The sequence below is a fragment of the Roseimicrobium gellanilyticum genome (assembly GCF_003315205.1).
Lineage (GTDB): Bacteria > Verrucomicrobiota > Verrucomicrobiia > Verrucomicrobiales > Verrucomicrobiaceae > Roseimicrobium > Roseimicrobium gellanilyticum.
Genome location: NZ_QNRR01000009.1, coordinates 64656 through 79073, shown reverse-complemented (window position 1 = coordinate 79073; position 14418 = coordinate 64656). Strand labels below are relative to the sequence as shown.

Annotated in this window: 10 protein-coding genes; 3 read left to right on the top strand and 7 right to left on the bottom strand. The window is 61.3% G+C overall.

Annotated features, from left to right (window positions below):
• The first annotated feature begins 194 nt into the window (after positions 1 to 194).
• Entirely contained in the window at positions 195 to 1541 is a 1347-nt protein-coding gene (locus DES53_RS22310) for a Gfo/Idh/MocA family protein (RefSeq protein ID WP_113960543.1), read from the top strand.
• A 2-nt stretch (positions 1542 to 1543) separates the two neighbouring features.
• On the opposite strand, the gene DES53_RS22305 is transcribed toward DES53_RS22310, so the two are convergent.
• The gene (locus DES53_RS22305; protein ID WP_113960542.1) at positions 1544 to 2290 is read right to left on the bottom strand and encodes a hypothetical protein; all 747 of its coding nucleotides are present in this window, start codon (positions 2288 to 2290) and stop codon (positions 1544 to 1546) included.
• 93 nt (positions 2291 to 2383) lie between these two features.
• On the opposite strand from DES53_RS22305, the gene DES53_RS22300 reads away from it, so the two are divergent.
• Positions 2384 to 3082, top strand: coding sequence for a pseudouridine synthase (locus DES53_RS22300; protein ID WP_113960541.1), 699 nt, complete (start codon positions 2384 to 2386; stop codon positions 3080 to 3082).
• Between the two features lie 153 nt (positions 3083 to 3235).
• Here DES53_RS22300 and DES53_RS22295 read toward each other — a convergent pair whose 3' ends face one another.
• Positions 3236 to 4834, bottom strand: a complete 1599-nt coding sequence (locus DES53_RS22295) for an esterase/lipase family protein (RefSeq protein ID WP_113960540.1) — start codon at positions 4832 to 4834, stop codon at positions 3236 to 3238.
• Positions 4835 to 5082: 248 nt separating this feature from the next.
• On the opposite strand from DES53_RS22295, the gene DES53_RS22290 reads away from it, so the two are divergent.
• Complete coding sequence (locus DES53_RS22290; protein WP_245958234.1) at positions 5083 to 7401, top strand: FAD-dependent oxidoreductase; 2319 nt, start codon at positions 5083 to 5085, stop codon at positions 7399 to 7401.
• 179 nt (positions 7402 to 7580) lie between these two features.
• Here DES53_RS22290 and DES53_RS22285 read toward each other — a convergent pair whose 3' ends face one another.
• The 5 genes from DES53_RS22285 to DES53_RS22265 form a co-directional block, all read right to left on the bottom strand.
• On the bottom strand, positions 7581 to 10778 hold the full coding sequence (locus DES53_RS22285) for an efflux RND transporter permease subunit (protein WP_113960538.1): 3198 nt from the start codon (positions 10776 to 10778) through the stop codon (positions 7581 to 7583).
• Between the two features lie 89 nt (positions 10779 to 10867).
• The gene (locus tag DES53_RS22280) at positions 10868 to 11074 is read right to left on the bottom strand and encodes a hypothetical protein (protein WP_113960537.1); all 207 of its coding nucleotides are present in this window, start codon (positions 11072 to 11074) and stop codon (positions 10868 to 10870) included.
• A 249-nt stretch (positions 11075 to 11323) separates the two neighbouring features.
• Entirely contained in the window at positions 11324 to 12628 is a 1305-nt protein-coding gene (locus DES53_RS22275; RefSeq protein ID WP_113960536.1) for an efflux RND transporter periplasmic adaptor subunit, read from the bottom strand.
• Positions 12629 to 12763: 135 nt separating this feature from the next.
• A complete protein-coding gene (locus DES53_RS22270; protein WP_113960535.1) occupies positions 12764 to 13501 on the bottom strand; it encodes a TetR/AcrR family transcriptional regulator in 738 nt (245 codons plus the stop codon).
• Between the two features lie 52 nt (positions 13502 to 13553).
• Complete coding sequence (locus DES53_RS22265; RefSeq protein WP_170157305.1) at positions 13554 to 14417, bottom strand: ImmA/IrrE family metallo-endopeptidase; 864 nt, start codon at positions 14415 to 14417, stop codon at positions 13554 to 13556.
• Position 14418 lies beyond the last annotated feature (1 nt).

Genomic DNA, 14418 nt, shown 5'->3' with positions numbered 1-14418 from the left:
AGGATTTCCGCCAAATAGGAGTCGACTCAGGACCGGGCAGGGGATGGCAGGGGGAAAGAAAAATCCCACCTTAGGCGTGTCCTAAAGAGGACGCTGCCTTTTGTCACTCAAGCCGGTTGAATTATGCCTGTCCCGCGAAGGTTGGGCGGGGACCCGGCGTATGCACTGGTTCACGTTTCGCATTTCTACGAACCATGACTCGTCCTGCCTCCTCCACCTCTTCACGCCGTCGTTTCCTGCAAACGGGCGCCGCAGCCATCCTTGGCGCGCCCTTCGTCACCTCCGGCCTGCGGGCGGCCTCGCCCAATGGCAAGCTGCGCCACGCCGCCTTCGGCGCGAGCGGCATGTCCTGGGCGGATATCACCAACCTGGCCAAGCATCCGAACTGGGAACTCGCCGCCGTGTGCGATGTGGACACGCGCAACTTCAAGCGCGTGCAGGAGCAGTTTCCCAATGTGCGCGTCTACCAGGACTGGCGCGAGCTGCTGGTGAAGGAAGAAGGCAAGATCGACGCGGTGAACGTCAGCACGCCGGACCACATGCACGGCCCCATCGGCATGGCTGCCATCAACAAGGGCCTGCACGTCTATGGACAGAAGCCGCTCACGCAAAACCTCCTGGAGTGCCGCGCCATCACGAAGCTGGCCCGTGAGAAGGGCGTGATGACGCAGATGGGCATCCAGGTTTCCTCGGACTTCACCGAGCGCTTCGCCGTGGCCTACATCCAGGAAGGGGCGATTGGCAAGGTGAAGGAGGCGCACACGTTCTCCAACAAGAAGTGGGGCGATATGGAGCCCGTGCCGGACAAGAAGGACACCCCGCCGGCCGAGTTCGACTGGGACAAGTGGCTCGGCGTGGCGAAGGAGCGCCAGTTCATCAGCGGCTACTATCACCCGGGCAACTGGCGCAAGCGCCGTGACTTCGGCACGGGTACGCTGGGTGACATGGGCTGCCACATGTTCAGCGGATGGTACCGCGCGCTCGGCCTCACCATGCCGAAGTCCGTGACTTCCTACGGTCCTCCTCCTCCCAATGCGGAGAACTGGGCCATCAATGGCAAAGTGGAATATCTCTACCCCGGCACGCAGTACACCGCAGGGGATACCATCAAGGTGACGTGGTATGACGGCGACCAGCTTCCCTCTCCGGAAATCCAGGCGCTGGTGGAAGGAAAGTGGCCCGGCCAGGGCACGGTATACATCGGCACGGAAGGCGTGCTGGTGCATCCGCACGGCAGCACTCCCACGCTGCATCCGAAGGACAAATTCGCCGGCCGCCGGCCGAACAAACTCGAGCCTCGCAACCATTGGGGCGAGTGGGTGGATTGCTGCCTCAAGGGTGGCTCCACGAAGCCAAGTGCGAACTTCGACTACAGTGGCCCGCTTACCGAGGCGGTGCTGCTCGGCTGCCTCGCGAGCATCTTCCCGCAGCAGACGCTCGAGTGGGATGCGGAGAAGATGATCTTCACCAACTCCGAGGACGCGACGAAGTTTGTGAAACGCAGCTACCGCTCAGGCTGGGAGATTCCGGGGCTGGCGTAAGCCTAGGCAGCAGGTGTTCTTTCTATTTGTGGCTGTGGTTGCGCTTTGCGTGGCCACAGCCACATCAGCTGCCAGAGCATGATGAGCACGCAGGCGAGGATGGGAATAAGGCACGCGATAACAGTCCCTCTCAACAGAGGCTCGTAGAGAGTCCCCATCCGCTCGTAGTCCTCAGCGAGCCTGTGCGCGGTGATTTCATCCGGGGATCCGGGAACGGTGGGCAGCATGTAGAACTCAAGTGTGGCCCGATCGTACGGAGAGTGGTCGTGCACGCGCATGAGCTCGGTCCGGAAGTGGATCATCAGGTCGATGCATATCCACATCGTGATGGCCGAGGCTGCAAAGAAGCACAGGCGTGTTCCTTTGGATTGCTTGTCCTCTCGCGTAACTGCGTGAGCACGTTCACGCACGTTTGTCTTGCGGTTCTCCAGGAACTTTTGCCGTCCCTTCTGTGTGCGAAGGGAGCATAGGAGAAACGCCCCCGTCGCGGACACAAGGGTGCCGCTGACCATCCCGCCCCACAGCGTTCCGCGGCGGAATTTCACCATCTGTCCGTAGTCCTTCTGGAGCTTGAGAACTCTTGTACGCTCCGGACTGTCCTCCGCGGGAAGTTTCATGAAACGCTCAAGCACGGCCAGGTCCCTGGGAGGATGTTGCTCGAAGTGGCTAAGCTCCTTCCCAAAATAGAGTGTGATTGCTCCGCACACGACGAGGGTCATGAGGCCCGCAAACGCCATCGACAGGAGCATGGCAAATTGAGGAATGGTCAAAGTTGGCTTTGACGGTGTTTCCGATGCGGTCACGGTGCGAGAATCATAGCATCCATCTCTTCAGCGATCTTCATGAATCAGAGCAAACCGCGCCGCCTCGATCAGCTTCTGTCTTCCCTCGGCCACGGCAGCCGGCGGGAGGTGCGTGAGCTGATTGATGCAGGGCTGGTGACGCTGCGTGGTGAAGCGCTGGAGGATGAGGGGCAGAAGATCGCGCCGCAGGATGTGGCAGAGGTGCGCGTGGAAGGGGAGCCACTGGAGGCGCCGGATGGGCTGCTGGTGATGCTGCACAAGCCGGTGGGCTATGTGTGCACGCATGCCGCAGGGGAGGGTGAGACGATCTACAAGCTGGTGCCGGAGCGCTGGACGAAACGCAATCCACCGGTGACGAGTGTGGGACGACTGGATAAGGACACGAGCGGATTGCTGCTGATCACGGATCGCGGTGAACTGGTGCAGCGCTGGACTTCGCCGAAGTCCGTGGTGGAGAAGGTATACGTGGCGGAGGTGGACAAGCCGCTGGAGGCAGGTCTCGTAGACGTGTTCGCCTCAGGGACGCTGATGCTGCGTAGTGAAGACTCGCCCTGCCTGCCGGCGAAGCTGGAGATCGTGAGTGAGCGCACTGCGCGAGTCACGCTCACGGAAGGCAGGTACCATCAGGTGAGGCGCATGTTCGCGAGTCAGGGATGGCATGTGGAGAAGCTGCATCGTGTGAACTTTGGAGAGTATGACTTGGGGGAGTTGGCAGAGGGAGAGTGGCGGGTGGTGTGAAGCAGGAACATGGGTAGCGGTGGGTTCAGCCAACCGCGACCAGCGGTCGCAGCCACAGAAGCCCCGTGCTTCTTGTGACGCGAATTCAGACAAGGTCATGCTGTGGCTGCGACCGCTGGTCGCGGTCAGGGGGCATGGCCCAAACACTGAGAATCACTTCGTACCCACGTGCAGCCGCAGGATGCGTTTAATCTCCGTCACTGCATCGGGACTCCGAAACGAACCGTGCCCATGCTTCACGATGAGCTCGGACTCGGCACCCTCAAGGTGACTGCTGGCATACGGCACCACACCATCGCTGCCCGTTTCTTTTGGCCCATCCTTTTTCTGTCCGATGATGCTGTGAAACGGAACCCGGGGTGGCAGGGTGGAGAGCGCCATGAGTGACGGACTCTTCGCGGATAAGGTGCGGATGGAGCTGATTTTGCCAGCCTGGGCGAGGCCCACAAGGAAGGGTGCGATCACATCTCGATGGTTTTCCAGGAGTGGGCCGAGTGTTTCATTCAGCTTCGGATCTGCCCGGTAGAGGTATTGCCCGAAGTCGCCAATCCAGTTGTCCGCAATCGCGCTGCCACGGTGCGGCACGGAGATGAAGATGACTCGCCTCACACGTGGGTCGTGTCGGAAGAGGAACAGGTCCTCCAGTGTCTGCTGGCTGATGGGCGGTGCATGGAGCTTGTCCGGCCGCACCTTCACCACGCCGTCCCACAGTTTGTACCCTGAGTCAGAGACCAGCGTATGGGTGAGGACGCCGCCCATGCTGTGACCGATGACGAAGAGGTGGTTCGTCGCATAGTCGTCCCCTTCCGGATCGATCATGCGCAGCGTGCTACTCAGCGTGCGGCGGAAGACCATGGCATTCCACATCACGGGTGTGCCGGTGGGGTAGTGATAGTGCCAGACTTGATAGCGTGAACGAATCACCGGATCCGCGAGCAAATCATTCATGAGATTGGTGAAGGCCACCGGCGTGGACTGCAGCCCATGCACCATGATGAGCGGAATCTTCCGTGGGTCGTAAGGCTGGAGGAGATACAACTTCTCCCGGCGTACACGGTCCGTGGTGGGATTCAGCATGCCGCGGAAGCCGCTTTTGCGCAGCTCCTCCGCGTGTTGGATGAGCACCGCGATGGGCGCGCTGAAGTCGGCGGCGAGAGGCTCGGTGCGATTGGAGAAGGAGATGGTCTTGCGCTCAATGGGCCAGAGGAAACGCAGGGTCCATTGGTCGCCGTGGTTGGTGCTCTTGCGGTCGAGTACCGCAGTCATGGGTGTGAAGATGCCTTCCGGTGGCCGGAGGTTGTCGAGCTTGCCGGAGCCATCGGTGGGACGCCATGCGACCACGGGAACACCGATGCCGGTGCGCCCCTGACAATGTGTTAGCAGGTCACGGGGCACATCTGAGGGGAGCAGGTAGCGATGCAGGCCGGATTCGTCAGTAGTGTCTTGTTCCACTGTGATGCCTGCGGCGCGGCATGCGGCGGTGCGTTGATCGACTGGAAGCGCATCGTACCACTTCACGAGATCGGCGAGGGCGTGGTGGTAGGTCTTGGAGGCGCTGGTATTTGTCGGGTTTGCGGCGAGCTGCGTGTAAGCCGATTGCGCAAGGGCTAGGGAGCCGGGAGCCCCGCTGGTCCCTATAGAGCGTGAACCGCCAGGGTCGAGCACAGCAGTGGTGCGGCAGGATGAGACGCCCAATAACAGCGGAAGCAGAAGTGCGATCGCAAACCGGAATGGAGGAGACTTCGCAGACATGGAGCGGACTGGCATGCAGAACCAGCAGTGGAGAAATCTCACGGGATGAGTGGGTGTCAAGGGAGCGGAAGCATGGTGGTCCGCCCACTCCGTGTGCGGTGGGTGAAATACCTCCATGGTCTATTGCCTTCCCAATGGGGTGACGCCCGGAGCGGTGTCACGCTCTGAACGCACAACGGAGTGGGCGGACCACCATGAGCGCAAAAGCACTTCACACCGACGCGTACTCTAGCGCCCCCTTCAACATCATGAGATCCCTTGTTCTATTGCTAACCGTCTTTGTGTGCTGGTCGATGCTTCCCGCACAAACGAGCGCTGCCACTCTGAACATCGAAGCCGACCTCCTCATCGTCGGCGGGAATGAATCCGCGTGTGCCGCAGCCGTGCAGGCAGCGCGACTCGGCGTGAAGCGCATCGTGCTGGTGAATGACATCGACTGGCTCGGTGGCGAGTTCAGCGCGGAGGGGGTGGGCTGCCTGGACGAGTGGACACTCGTGAAGGGCCGCCATGCGAACTTCCCCCGCAGTGGCCTCTTCTCCGAAGTGGTGCAGCGCATCCGGGCGCACAACTCGGCCAAGTACGGCCTCGCCAGCCCAGGCAATGCGTTCTGCGGCACGGAAACCATCGAGCCAGCGGCAGCGGCGAAGATTTTTGAGGAGCTGGTGGAACCGCACGTGAAGAGCGGTGCCTTGCGCATCGAGCGCGGATGGCAGCCGCTGAACGTGATGGTGGAGAAGGGGCGCGTGATGAGTGTCGAGTTCGAGCGCACCACGAGCGGTGCAGAGCGGCTGACCGTGCAGGCAAAGATGACCATGGATGCCAGCGACTGGGGCGATGTGATTCGTCTCAGTGGCGCGAAGTATGGCGCGGGGCCGGACTTGCGTTCGCGCTTCGGCGAGCCGAGTGCGCCGGAGTCGTTCGATGATGCCGTGGGCGCCCAGGAGATGAATCCCATCTCGTGGTGCCTTGTGCTGCGTGAGACGGGCGGCAAGGATGCGACCATCCCGAAGCCGGCGAGTTATGACCCGCGTTCCTTCGCCGCGCTGGACCGCATTCCGCCGTGGGTGGAGAGTGACATGAGCACGGGCATGTACTCCTCCAGTGGGAACAGTCCGTACACGCATCGCCGCCTCGTGGACCGCTGGCACAATGGCTTTGCTCCGGGCACAGAGGCGACCTTTCTGAACTATCCCACGCAGGACTATCCACTCTGCCAGCTGCCGCAGCGGCTGGTGGACGCGCTGGAGAAGGATGAGCCGGGGGCCTCGAAGAAGAACTTCGTGAACCTCACGCCACGCCAGCGCGCCATCGTGTTCGCGGATATCAAGGAGCACGCGCTGGGCATGCTGTATCACTTGCAGACAGTAGTGCATGATCGCGTGGGAGACTTCCCACAGTCCTTCCGCTACATGGCGCTTACAGAAGAGTTCGGCACGGCAGACCGCCTGCCGCCGAAGCCCTATGTGCGCGAGGGCCTGCGTCTGGAAGCGCTCTACATGGTGCGTGAGCAGGACATCCGCGCAGAGGGAAGGCAGCCCGCGTGGGCGAAGGCGATGCCGACGGACTCCGTGTTCGGTTTTCAGTTCAACATCGACTTCCATCCCACGCGGCGAAGGTTCCTCACGGAGGATCGCAACGGTCCCTGGCAGAATGTGCACACGCCTTCACGCGGCTGGCACACGGACACGGATCGCGCGGTGTTCCCATTGCGTGGACTCGTGCCGGTGGAGATGAAGGGGCTCATCGGTGCAGGGAAGAACATCGGCGTGAGCAGCGTGGTGCAGTCGGCCTTGCGATTGCATGGACAGATGATGCATGCGGGTCAAGCAGGCGCGACGCTCGCATGGATGTGCCTGCGCGATGGCGTGGAGCCGCGTGAGATTGCCGGCGACATGTCCAAGGTGCGTGAACTGCAACTCAAGCTCGTGCGTGGCTGCGATGGACCGGGCTTGTTGCTCTGGCCGTGGCATGACCTCGCGCCGGATGCAGCGTATTTCGAAGCGGCGAACATGCTCGCCGTGCGCGGTATCTGGCAGCCGGAGGGGACGAATCTGTTCTTTGAACCGGAGAAACCCGTGACGCGTCGTGAGCTGGCGAGGCTGATCGTGCGTGTGTGCCGTGCGTTGCCCGAGGCCAAGGAGTGGCCGCGGGTGAATGAGAACGCCAAGCCGCTGTATCAGGATGTATTCGCGGATGATGCAGACCGCAGGGCCATCGAGGCGATGATCGCGTGGGGAGATTTCCAGCCCACTGCGCCGCAGTTCAATCCGGACGGCGTGGCGAATTGGAACACGCTGCACGCGTGGCTCACGCGGCTGGGATTACCGGTGGCGAAGGGCTTGCTGGAAGGTGGCCGCACCAATCAGCCTCTGTTGCGTGGTGAGGCGGCGCAGTTTCTGTGGCGGGTGCTGTTACAGCGCGGCGAGTGGCTGCCTGAGAAGGGCACGTGGTTGAAGCCGGATGGAGATGAGGATGGCGATCGCGTGAAGAACCTCGAAGATGCGATGCCATTTGATGCGGATAACAATCGGGTGCTGGATAGGATTGAGGCGCGGCTCTCAAAGTAGCTTCGACTTCAGTCGAATGAAATCACCCCTGACTCGCTTTAACGAGGCAGGGGTGAAATGCACTTGTGAGTGGGACTACTGGGAAGCTGTTGTGTGGTGCAGCGAGTGGTGAGTGCTCGTTCGACTGAAGTCGAAGCTACTTTGGTTGAGGCCGCGCCTCACAGACCCACATCAATCACTTAGGCGGTCACGACGGATTCTGGATGAGTTTCGGTGAGCGTTTTGTCTTTTGCTTCACTCTTCGCCTTCTTCACCCCCAGCTTCTCCAGCACCACATAAAAGATAGGTGTCAGGAACAAGCCGAAGATCGTCACGCCAATCATCCCGGCAAACACCGCCACGCCCATCGCCTGGCGCATTTCGGCACCGGCGCCGGTGGACACTACCAGCGGGAACACACCGGCGATGAACGCGATACTGGTCATCAAGATGGGACGTAACCTCAAGCGCGAAGCTTCAAGCGCAGCTTCCACGATGCCCTTGCCTTCTTCACGAAGTTTCACGGCGAACTCCACAATCAGAATGGCGTTCTTCGCGGCGAGGCCGATGAGCACAATCAAACCGATTTGCGTGAAGATGTTGTTATCGCCCGCGGTGAGCCACACGCCGAGCATGGCGGAGAGCAGGGCCATGGGCACAATCAGCAGCACGGCGAAGGGCAGGCGGAAACTCTCATACTGCGCGGCGAGCACGAGGAACACGAGCAGGATGCTCAACGGGAAGATATACATCCCGGTATTCCCCGCGATGATGCGCTGGTAGGTGAGGTCCGTCCAGTCGAGCACCATGCCCTTCGGTAGGGTCTCGGCAGCGAGCTTCTCCAGGATGGCCTCGGCCTGACCGGAGCTGTAGCCGGGAGCAGCAGCACCGCTGATGTCCGCAGCCGCATAGCCGTTGTAGCGCATGGCGCGGTCGGGACCATAGGTCTCCTCCACTTTCACGAGGGAGCCAAGCGGCACCATCTCACCGGCGGCGTTGCGTGTCTTCAGGCGCATGATGTCCTCGGCGTTGGCGCGGAACTCGGCATCCGCCTGCGCAATCACCTGGTAGGTGCGGCCGAAGCGGTTGAAGTCATTCACATACAGCGAGCCCAGGTTCACCTGCATGGCCTCGAAGATATTCGCGAGCGGCACACCCTGCTGCTTCGCCTTGGCGCGGTCCACTTCCACATCGAGTTGCGGCGTGTTGATGGTGAAGCTGGAGAACATGCCCGCGAGACCGGGCGTCTGGTTCGCCTTCGTGATGAGATCCTGCGTGGCCTTGTAGAGCTCGTCATAACCGAGACCGGCGCGGTCCTCCACATAGAGCTTGTAACCACCCGTGGTGCCGAGACCGTTCACCGGCGGCGGTGGGAACACGGCGACGAAGGCATCCTGGATCTCGTTGAACTTTGCCTGCAAGTCCTTCGCGATCTCCTCACCGGACATGCCAGGCTTGCCCTTGCGTTCCTTGAAGTCCTTCAGCATGGGGAAGATGATCCCGCTGTTCGGACTGTTCGTGAAGCCATTGATGGAAAGGCCGGGGAAGGCCAGCGAGGTTTCCACGCCGGGATGCTGCGCCACGATCTCACCCATGCGGCGCATCACTTCATCCGTGCGCTCCAGCGAGGCGGCATCGGGAAGCTGGGCAAAGGCCACGAGGTACTGCTTGTCCTGCGAAGGCACGAAGCCCGCGGGCACCTGCTTGAACACATGACCGGTGAAGAAGAGCAACCCGCCGTACACAATCAATGCCGCCACGCTCACACGGATGAGACGCGCGACCCCGTTGGAATATTTGTTCGACGCCCATTCGAAGAAGCGGTTGAAGGGACGGAAGAACCAGCCAAGCGCCTTGTCCATGAAACGCGTGAGCGCATCCTTCGGCGCATGGTGGTCGCGCAGCAGGAGCGCGCTCAGGGCGGGCGAGAGCGTGAGTGAGTTGAACGCGGAGATCACCGTGGAGATGGCAATGGTCAGTGCGAACTGCTTGTAGAACTGTCCGGTGAGGCCGCTGATGAAGGCCGTGGGAATGAACACCGCGGAGAGCACCAGCGCCGTGGCCACGATGGGACCCGTCACCTCGCGCATGGCGATCTTCGTCGCTTCAAAGGGCGAGTGACCCAGGCTGATGTTGCGCTCCACATTCTCCACCACCACGATGGCGTCATCCACCACGATGCCGATGGCCAGTACCAGGCCGAAGAGGGAGAGCGCATTGATGGAGAAGCCGAGCGCGCTCATCACTGCGAAGGTACCCACGAGGGACACAGGTACCGCCGCGAGCGGGATGATGGAGGCACGCCACGTCTGCAGGAAGAGAATCACCACCAGCACCACGAGCAGGATGGCCTCCAGCAGCGTGTGCACCACCGCCTCGATGGAGCTGCGCACAAACACCGTGGGGTCATAGGCGATGGCGTAGTCGAGTCCCTCGGGGAATTCCTTCTTCAGCTCCGTCATCGTCTTGCGCACGTTGTTGGAGAGCTCGATGGCATTCGACCCGGGAAGCTGGAAGACACCGATGCCCACGGCGGTCTTGTTCGCCAGGAGGGAGCGCAGCGCATATTCATTCGCCCCGAGCTGGATGCGGGCGATGTCGCGCAGCAGGGTGCGCTCACCGCGCGCGCCAATCTTCACAATGATCTCGCCGAACTCGTCTTCATTCACGAGGCGGCCCTTGGTGTTGATGAGCAGTTCCGTGTCCGCGCCGTTCGCATTCGGCTGCTTGCCCACGGCGCCGGAGGCCACCTGTACGTTCTGCTCGCGGATGGCCGCAATCACATCGCCCGTGGTGAGATTGCGTGAGGCGAGCTTGTTCGGGTCCAGCCACACACGCATGGCATACTCACCCGCGCCCCAGGATTGCACGAGGCCCACACCGGGCAGGCGGGTGAGTACGTCCTTCACCTGCAGCGTGGCGTAGTTGCTCACATACACATCATCATAGCGGCCGTCGGGGGAGAAGAGATGCACCACCATGGTGAGGTTCGGCGAGCTCTTCGCGGTGACCACGCCGTTGCGTGTGACTTCCTCCGGCAGCTTCGGCAGCGCCTGGGCCACACGGTTCTGCACCTGCACCTGCGCCTTGTCCGGGTCCGTGCCCAGGGCAAAGGTGATGGTCAGCGTCATGGTGCCATCACTCGTGGCCTGGGAGAACATGTAGAGCGAGTTCTCCACGCCATTGATGGATTGCTCCAATGGAGTGGAGACGGTCTCCGCGATGGTCTTGGGATTGGCGCCGGGATATTTTGCGGTGACCACCACCGTGGGCGGGATCACTTCGGGATACTCACTGACCGGCAGGCGCAGCATGGAGATGGCGCCCACCAGGAAGATGACGATGGACAACACGCCCGCGAAGATGGGGCGCTTGATGAAGAAGTCCGAGAAGTTCATGGCGGACAAGATTTGTGATTTTTGATTGATGATTTTTGATTTGGAGAACGCGGAGGAAGCGTGGCGCGAGATGGGAGTGGCTCGCGTCGCTAGGCGGCGAGGGCGGCGTAGTGGGAGTCGAAGTACCAATCCGCCGTGTCGCTGTCCTGCAGGGCGGCTTCCTCCTTCGTGCACCATCCGCGGCGTCCGGTCATGTCACGCAGGTAGACACGTGGGCTGGCCTGGCCCTCCCACAGGAAGGCGGGCAGCTCGTGCAACAGGTGCGGCAGCAGCGGAGGGTGGTCGTGGGTGGTCATAAGGAGGAAGGAAGGGGAAGGTGCTTGGGAAAAGGGCAAAGCGGCGGCTGGGTCCGGCGGGGGAGCATCGCCGGATGGTGGGATGGGGTGTGATGGTTTGTAGGGGCCCTGGGGTGGCGGGCCTTAGTAATCAGTATTCAGTAGGTCAGTAAGACAGTGACTCAGTGTGGGCCTTGGCCTTCTTCCTGTGGCCAGTGATCATCTCAGTTCTGAATACTGAACACTGACCTACTGTTTACTGGCTCTTCCTCACTTCATCGCCACGGACGACTCCGCATTCACCACCATCCCCGCGGTCACCCTCTGCAGGCCATTCACGATCACGCGGTCGCCGGGTTGCAGGCCGTCGCGGATGACGCGCTGGCCATTGATCACGGGGCCGAGTTTCACGGGGCGCTGGTTCACCTTCTCCGTGTTGTCCACGGTGAAGACGTACTTCTGGCTCTGGTTCGTGCCGATGGCGCGCTCGGTGATGAGCAGCGTGGCCTGCGGCGCGCTCACGGGGAGACGCACGCGGGCGGGCAGGCCAGCGACGAGCTTGCCTTCCGGATTGGGGAAGACCATGCGCAGCACCAGGCTGCTCGTGCCGGGGTCCACGCGGTTGTCGGAGGATTCCACATAACCGCGATGCAGGAAGCCCGTCTCATCGCTGAGCTGCATCTCCACCGGGATGCGGCCGTTCTCCTTGCGCAGGCGGCCTTCGCGATCCAGGCGGCTGTACTGGAGCAGGGTGGATTCATCCACGTCCGCGTACACATACATGTCGCCATCGGAAACAATCGTCGTCAGCACCGTGCCACCGCTGGGAGCGCCGGAGACCAGGTTCCCCGCGGTCACATAGGCGCGGCTAACGCGTCCACTGATGGGCGCGCGCACTTCCGTGTACTCCAGGTCGAGGCGGGCGGAGGCGAGGGTGGCCTCAGCAGCAGCGAGCTCGGCACGGGTTTCTTCCAGCTTCGAGGTGCGCGTGTCCGCCTCCTCCACGGAGATGGCGCGGCTCTTCAGGAGGTCATCGGCACGACGCGCATCACGCTCGGCAATGCGCACGCGCACCTTCGCAGCATCCACGGCGGCCTTCGCCTGGTCATGCGTGGCCTGGTACCAGCGCGGGTCGATGGTGAAGAGCACCTCGCCCTGCTTCACAACCTGGCCCGCCTGCAGCTTCACCTCCTGGATGTGGCCGGACACACGCGGGCGGATTTCCACCGTCTCGCGAGCATCCACGCGGCCCAGCAGTTCGCGGGTTTCCGTGACCGTGCGCTCCTCCACCGTGGAGACCGTCACGCGCGGCGCAGGCGGCGTGGCAGGGGTGGTCGCTTCCTTGGCGGAGGAAGAGGAACCCTCCTTCGCTCCGGTCTCGCCGGCGGTCAGGTACGTCAGCCCGCCAATCACCGCCACGGCCAGGCCAGCCGCAATGGTGGTCCGCACACTCCGTTGTGCGGTCAGTGGCTTGGCAGACTCACCGGATTCGATATTGGCCCCGGCAGCCAACCCTGTCTTCTGGCTTTCGATTTCTGGACTCACCGGGTTCTCTGGAAGGTCTTGAGTGCTCATGGGATTCAATCGGGTCTTTAGTAGTTGACTAGATGGTAAACAAAATCGTGCGAAAAAAGGGGCGGGAAGCGTTGGAAACGAACGGGGTACGAGGAGGGCGAAAGGGGCTATTCAAGCCCCGAATGGCTCAGCCAGCTAGGCCGTCGCCAGGGAGGGAGAATGGTCGGAGACAGGGGCAGATACGACCTCGGTCGCTGGGGCAGATGCCTTGGAAGTCGTAGAATCTGAAGCGGCCGCCGCGCAGGAAACCTTGGGCAGGCAGGCGGGGATGTTCGCCGGGGCCACGCCCAGCAGGTCCATCGCCGAATCCGGCAGCGTGCGGAGAATCTCCAGGTCATCCTGGATGCGGGCCTGCGCGAGGGACCCCTCGAACAGGGCGAAGAGGCAGCGGGCCTTCATGCTGGCATTGCCAGCGCCCACCACGCCTTCCGCCTGGGCATCGCGGATGGCCGACTCGAAGTAGCGGAGCTGCTTGGCCAGGATGTCCTGGGCCACGCCACGCAGGGCTTCATCGTCGTTAGCCACCTCAGTCCCAAGGCAAAAGCACGGGCACCCGAGCACGCGACCGTACTCGGCGCGAATCTCCGCCTGGCTGTCATGCACGCTCTGCATGAAGGTACGGATGCGCACCAGCGGCGGCAGGCTGGGGGAGAACATCTCGTCCCACTTCGCCCGGCCATAGTTCGCCCAGTGGTTGTTCAGGGTGGCCACGGCCAGTTCTGCCTTGGAATTGAAGAAGTAATAAAAGCTCCCCTTCTTCACCTTGGCCGCCTCGCAGATGTTGTCGATGGTCACCACCCCATAACTGCGCTCCCAGATAAGATCCAGCGCCGCCTCGAGGAGGCGTTCTTTGGCATCGCTGGTTCTGCCCATGCGAGGATGATAGTTGACTGTTTAGTCAAATGCAAGGGAAATTTGAGGGCGGTCACTCGTGCGAACTTAGTAAAACCATAATCCCACGAGCGGAAGGTTCCGAATGCATGCTCGTCATAGCCTCAACGCGAAGCCTTCCAAGGTCTAGCTCACTCCAGTCCTCTGAAAGTGCACGAGGCAATCTATCAGAAAGTGTCTGGTAGAGCACCGAACCGTCCGGAATGGATTTGTGCTTGGGGACAAAAGTTTTCCAAGAAGGAGAGCCGAACTGGTAGTCGACACGGAGCTTCATGGATGGGCCTGCAAACCCAAGATTGAGTTCCGGTCCCGCATTCCGCTCTTCTGTCGGCTTTAGTCGTTCGGAAATCCAAAGGAGACAAAACGGATCGCCGGACAGATCAACCATTCGTCGAAGAGCCGCCTCCTGCGACGCATCAAAGGAATTGCCAAGCTCATGTGCGACTTCCAACGAAGGTAGTCGCCCGTTAGTTGCTTCGAGAAACTCTTCCAGCGGCATCAAGAACTCACCCGCCCCAACGTGGCAGAGCAATTCAAGCTCGGAATGAACGCGGTCGAAAGACTCATTGTTACGCCGGTGTTGTACCCGCTCATAACAGTCTGGAAAAAGCGTGTGGGCGATCTCATGACAAATGGAAAAACGCCGACGTCTTACCGGAGCATCAGCGGCATATTCAATGATTAAGCGATTGCCAGGAAGAGGCATCAGCCGTGCCTCAGCGCGTATGTCACCCTCTGCGCACTTCACTTCGATGCACTGCAATTCAGCCAATAACTCAACATCGAATGGCATTTCATTCCATCCCGAAGACCGTGCATCGCTGACTACATTACGCGCTAAGCGGCGGATCGTCTCTTGGGGAATTTCCCCTTGTTCAGCCAGTTTGCTCATCAACATG

Coding starts and splice junctions, on each gene's coding strand:
- DES53_RS22310 (WP_113960543.1), top strand. CDS start 195: ATGACTCGTCCTGCCTCCTCCACCTCTTCACGCCGTCGTTTCCTGCAA.
- DES53_RS22305 (WP_113960542.1), bottom strand. CDS start 2,290: ATGCTCCTGTCGATGGCGTTTGCGGGCCTCATGACCCTCGTCGTGTGC.
- DES53_RS22300 (WP_113960541.1), top strand. CDS start 2,384: ATGAATCAGAGCAAACCGCGCCGCCTCGATCAGCTTCTGTCTTCCCTC.
- DES53_RS22295 (WP_113960540.1), bottom strand. CDS start 4,834: ATGTCTGCGAAGTCTCCTCCATTCCGGTTTGCGATCGCACTTCTGCTT.
- DES53_RS22290 (WP_245958234.1), top strand. CDS start 5,083: ATGAGATCCCTTGTTCTATTGCTAACCGTCTTTGTGTGCTGGTCGATG.
- DES53_RS22285 (WP_113960538.1), bottom strand. CDS start 10,778: ATGAACTTCTCGGACTTCTTCATCAAGCGCCCCATCTTCGCGGGCGTG.
- DES53_RS22280 (WP_113960537.1), bottom strand. CDS start 11,074: ATGACCACCCACGACCACCCTCCGCTGCTGCCGCACCTGTTGCACGAG.
- DES53_RS22275 (WP_113960536.1), bottom strand. CDS start 12,628: ATGAGCACTCAAGACCTTCCAGAGAACCCGGTGAGTCCAGAAATCGAA.
- DES53_RS22270 (WP_113960535.1), bottom strand. CDS start 13,501: ATGGGCAGAACCAGCGATGCCAAAGAACGCCTCCTCGAGGCGGCGCTG.
- DES53_RS22265 (WP_170157305.1), bottom strand. CDS start 14,417: ATGTTGATGAGCAAACTGGCTGAACAAGGGGAAATTCCCCAAGAGACG.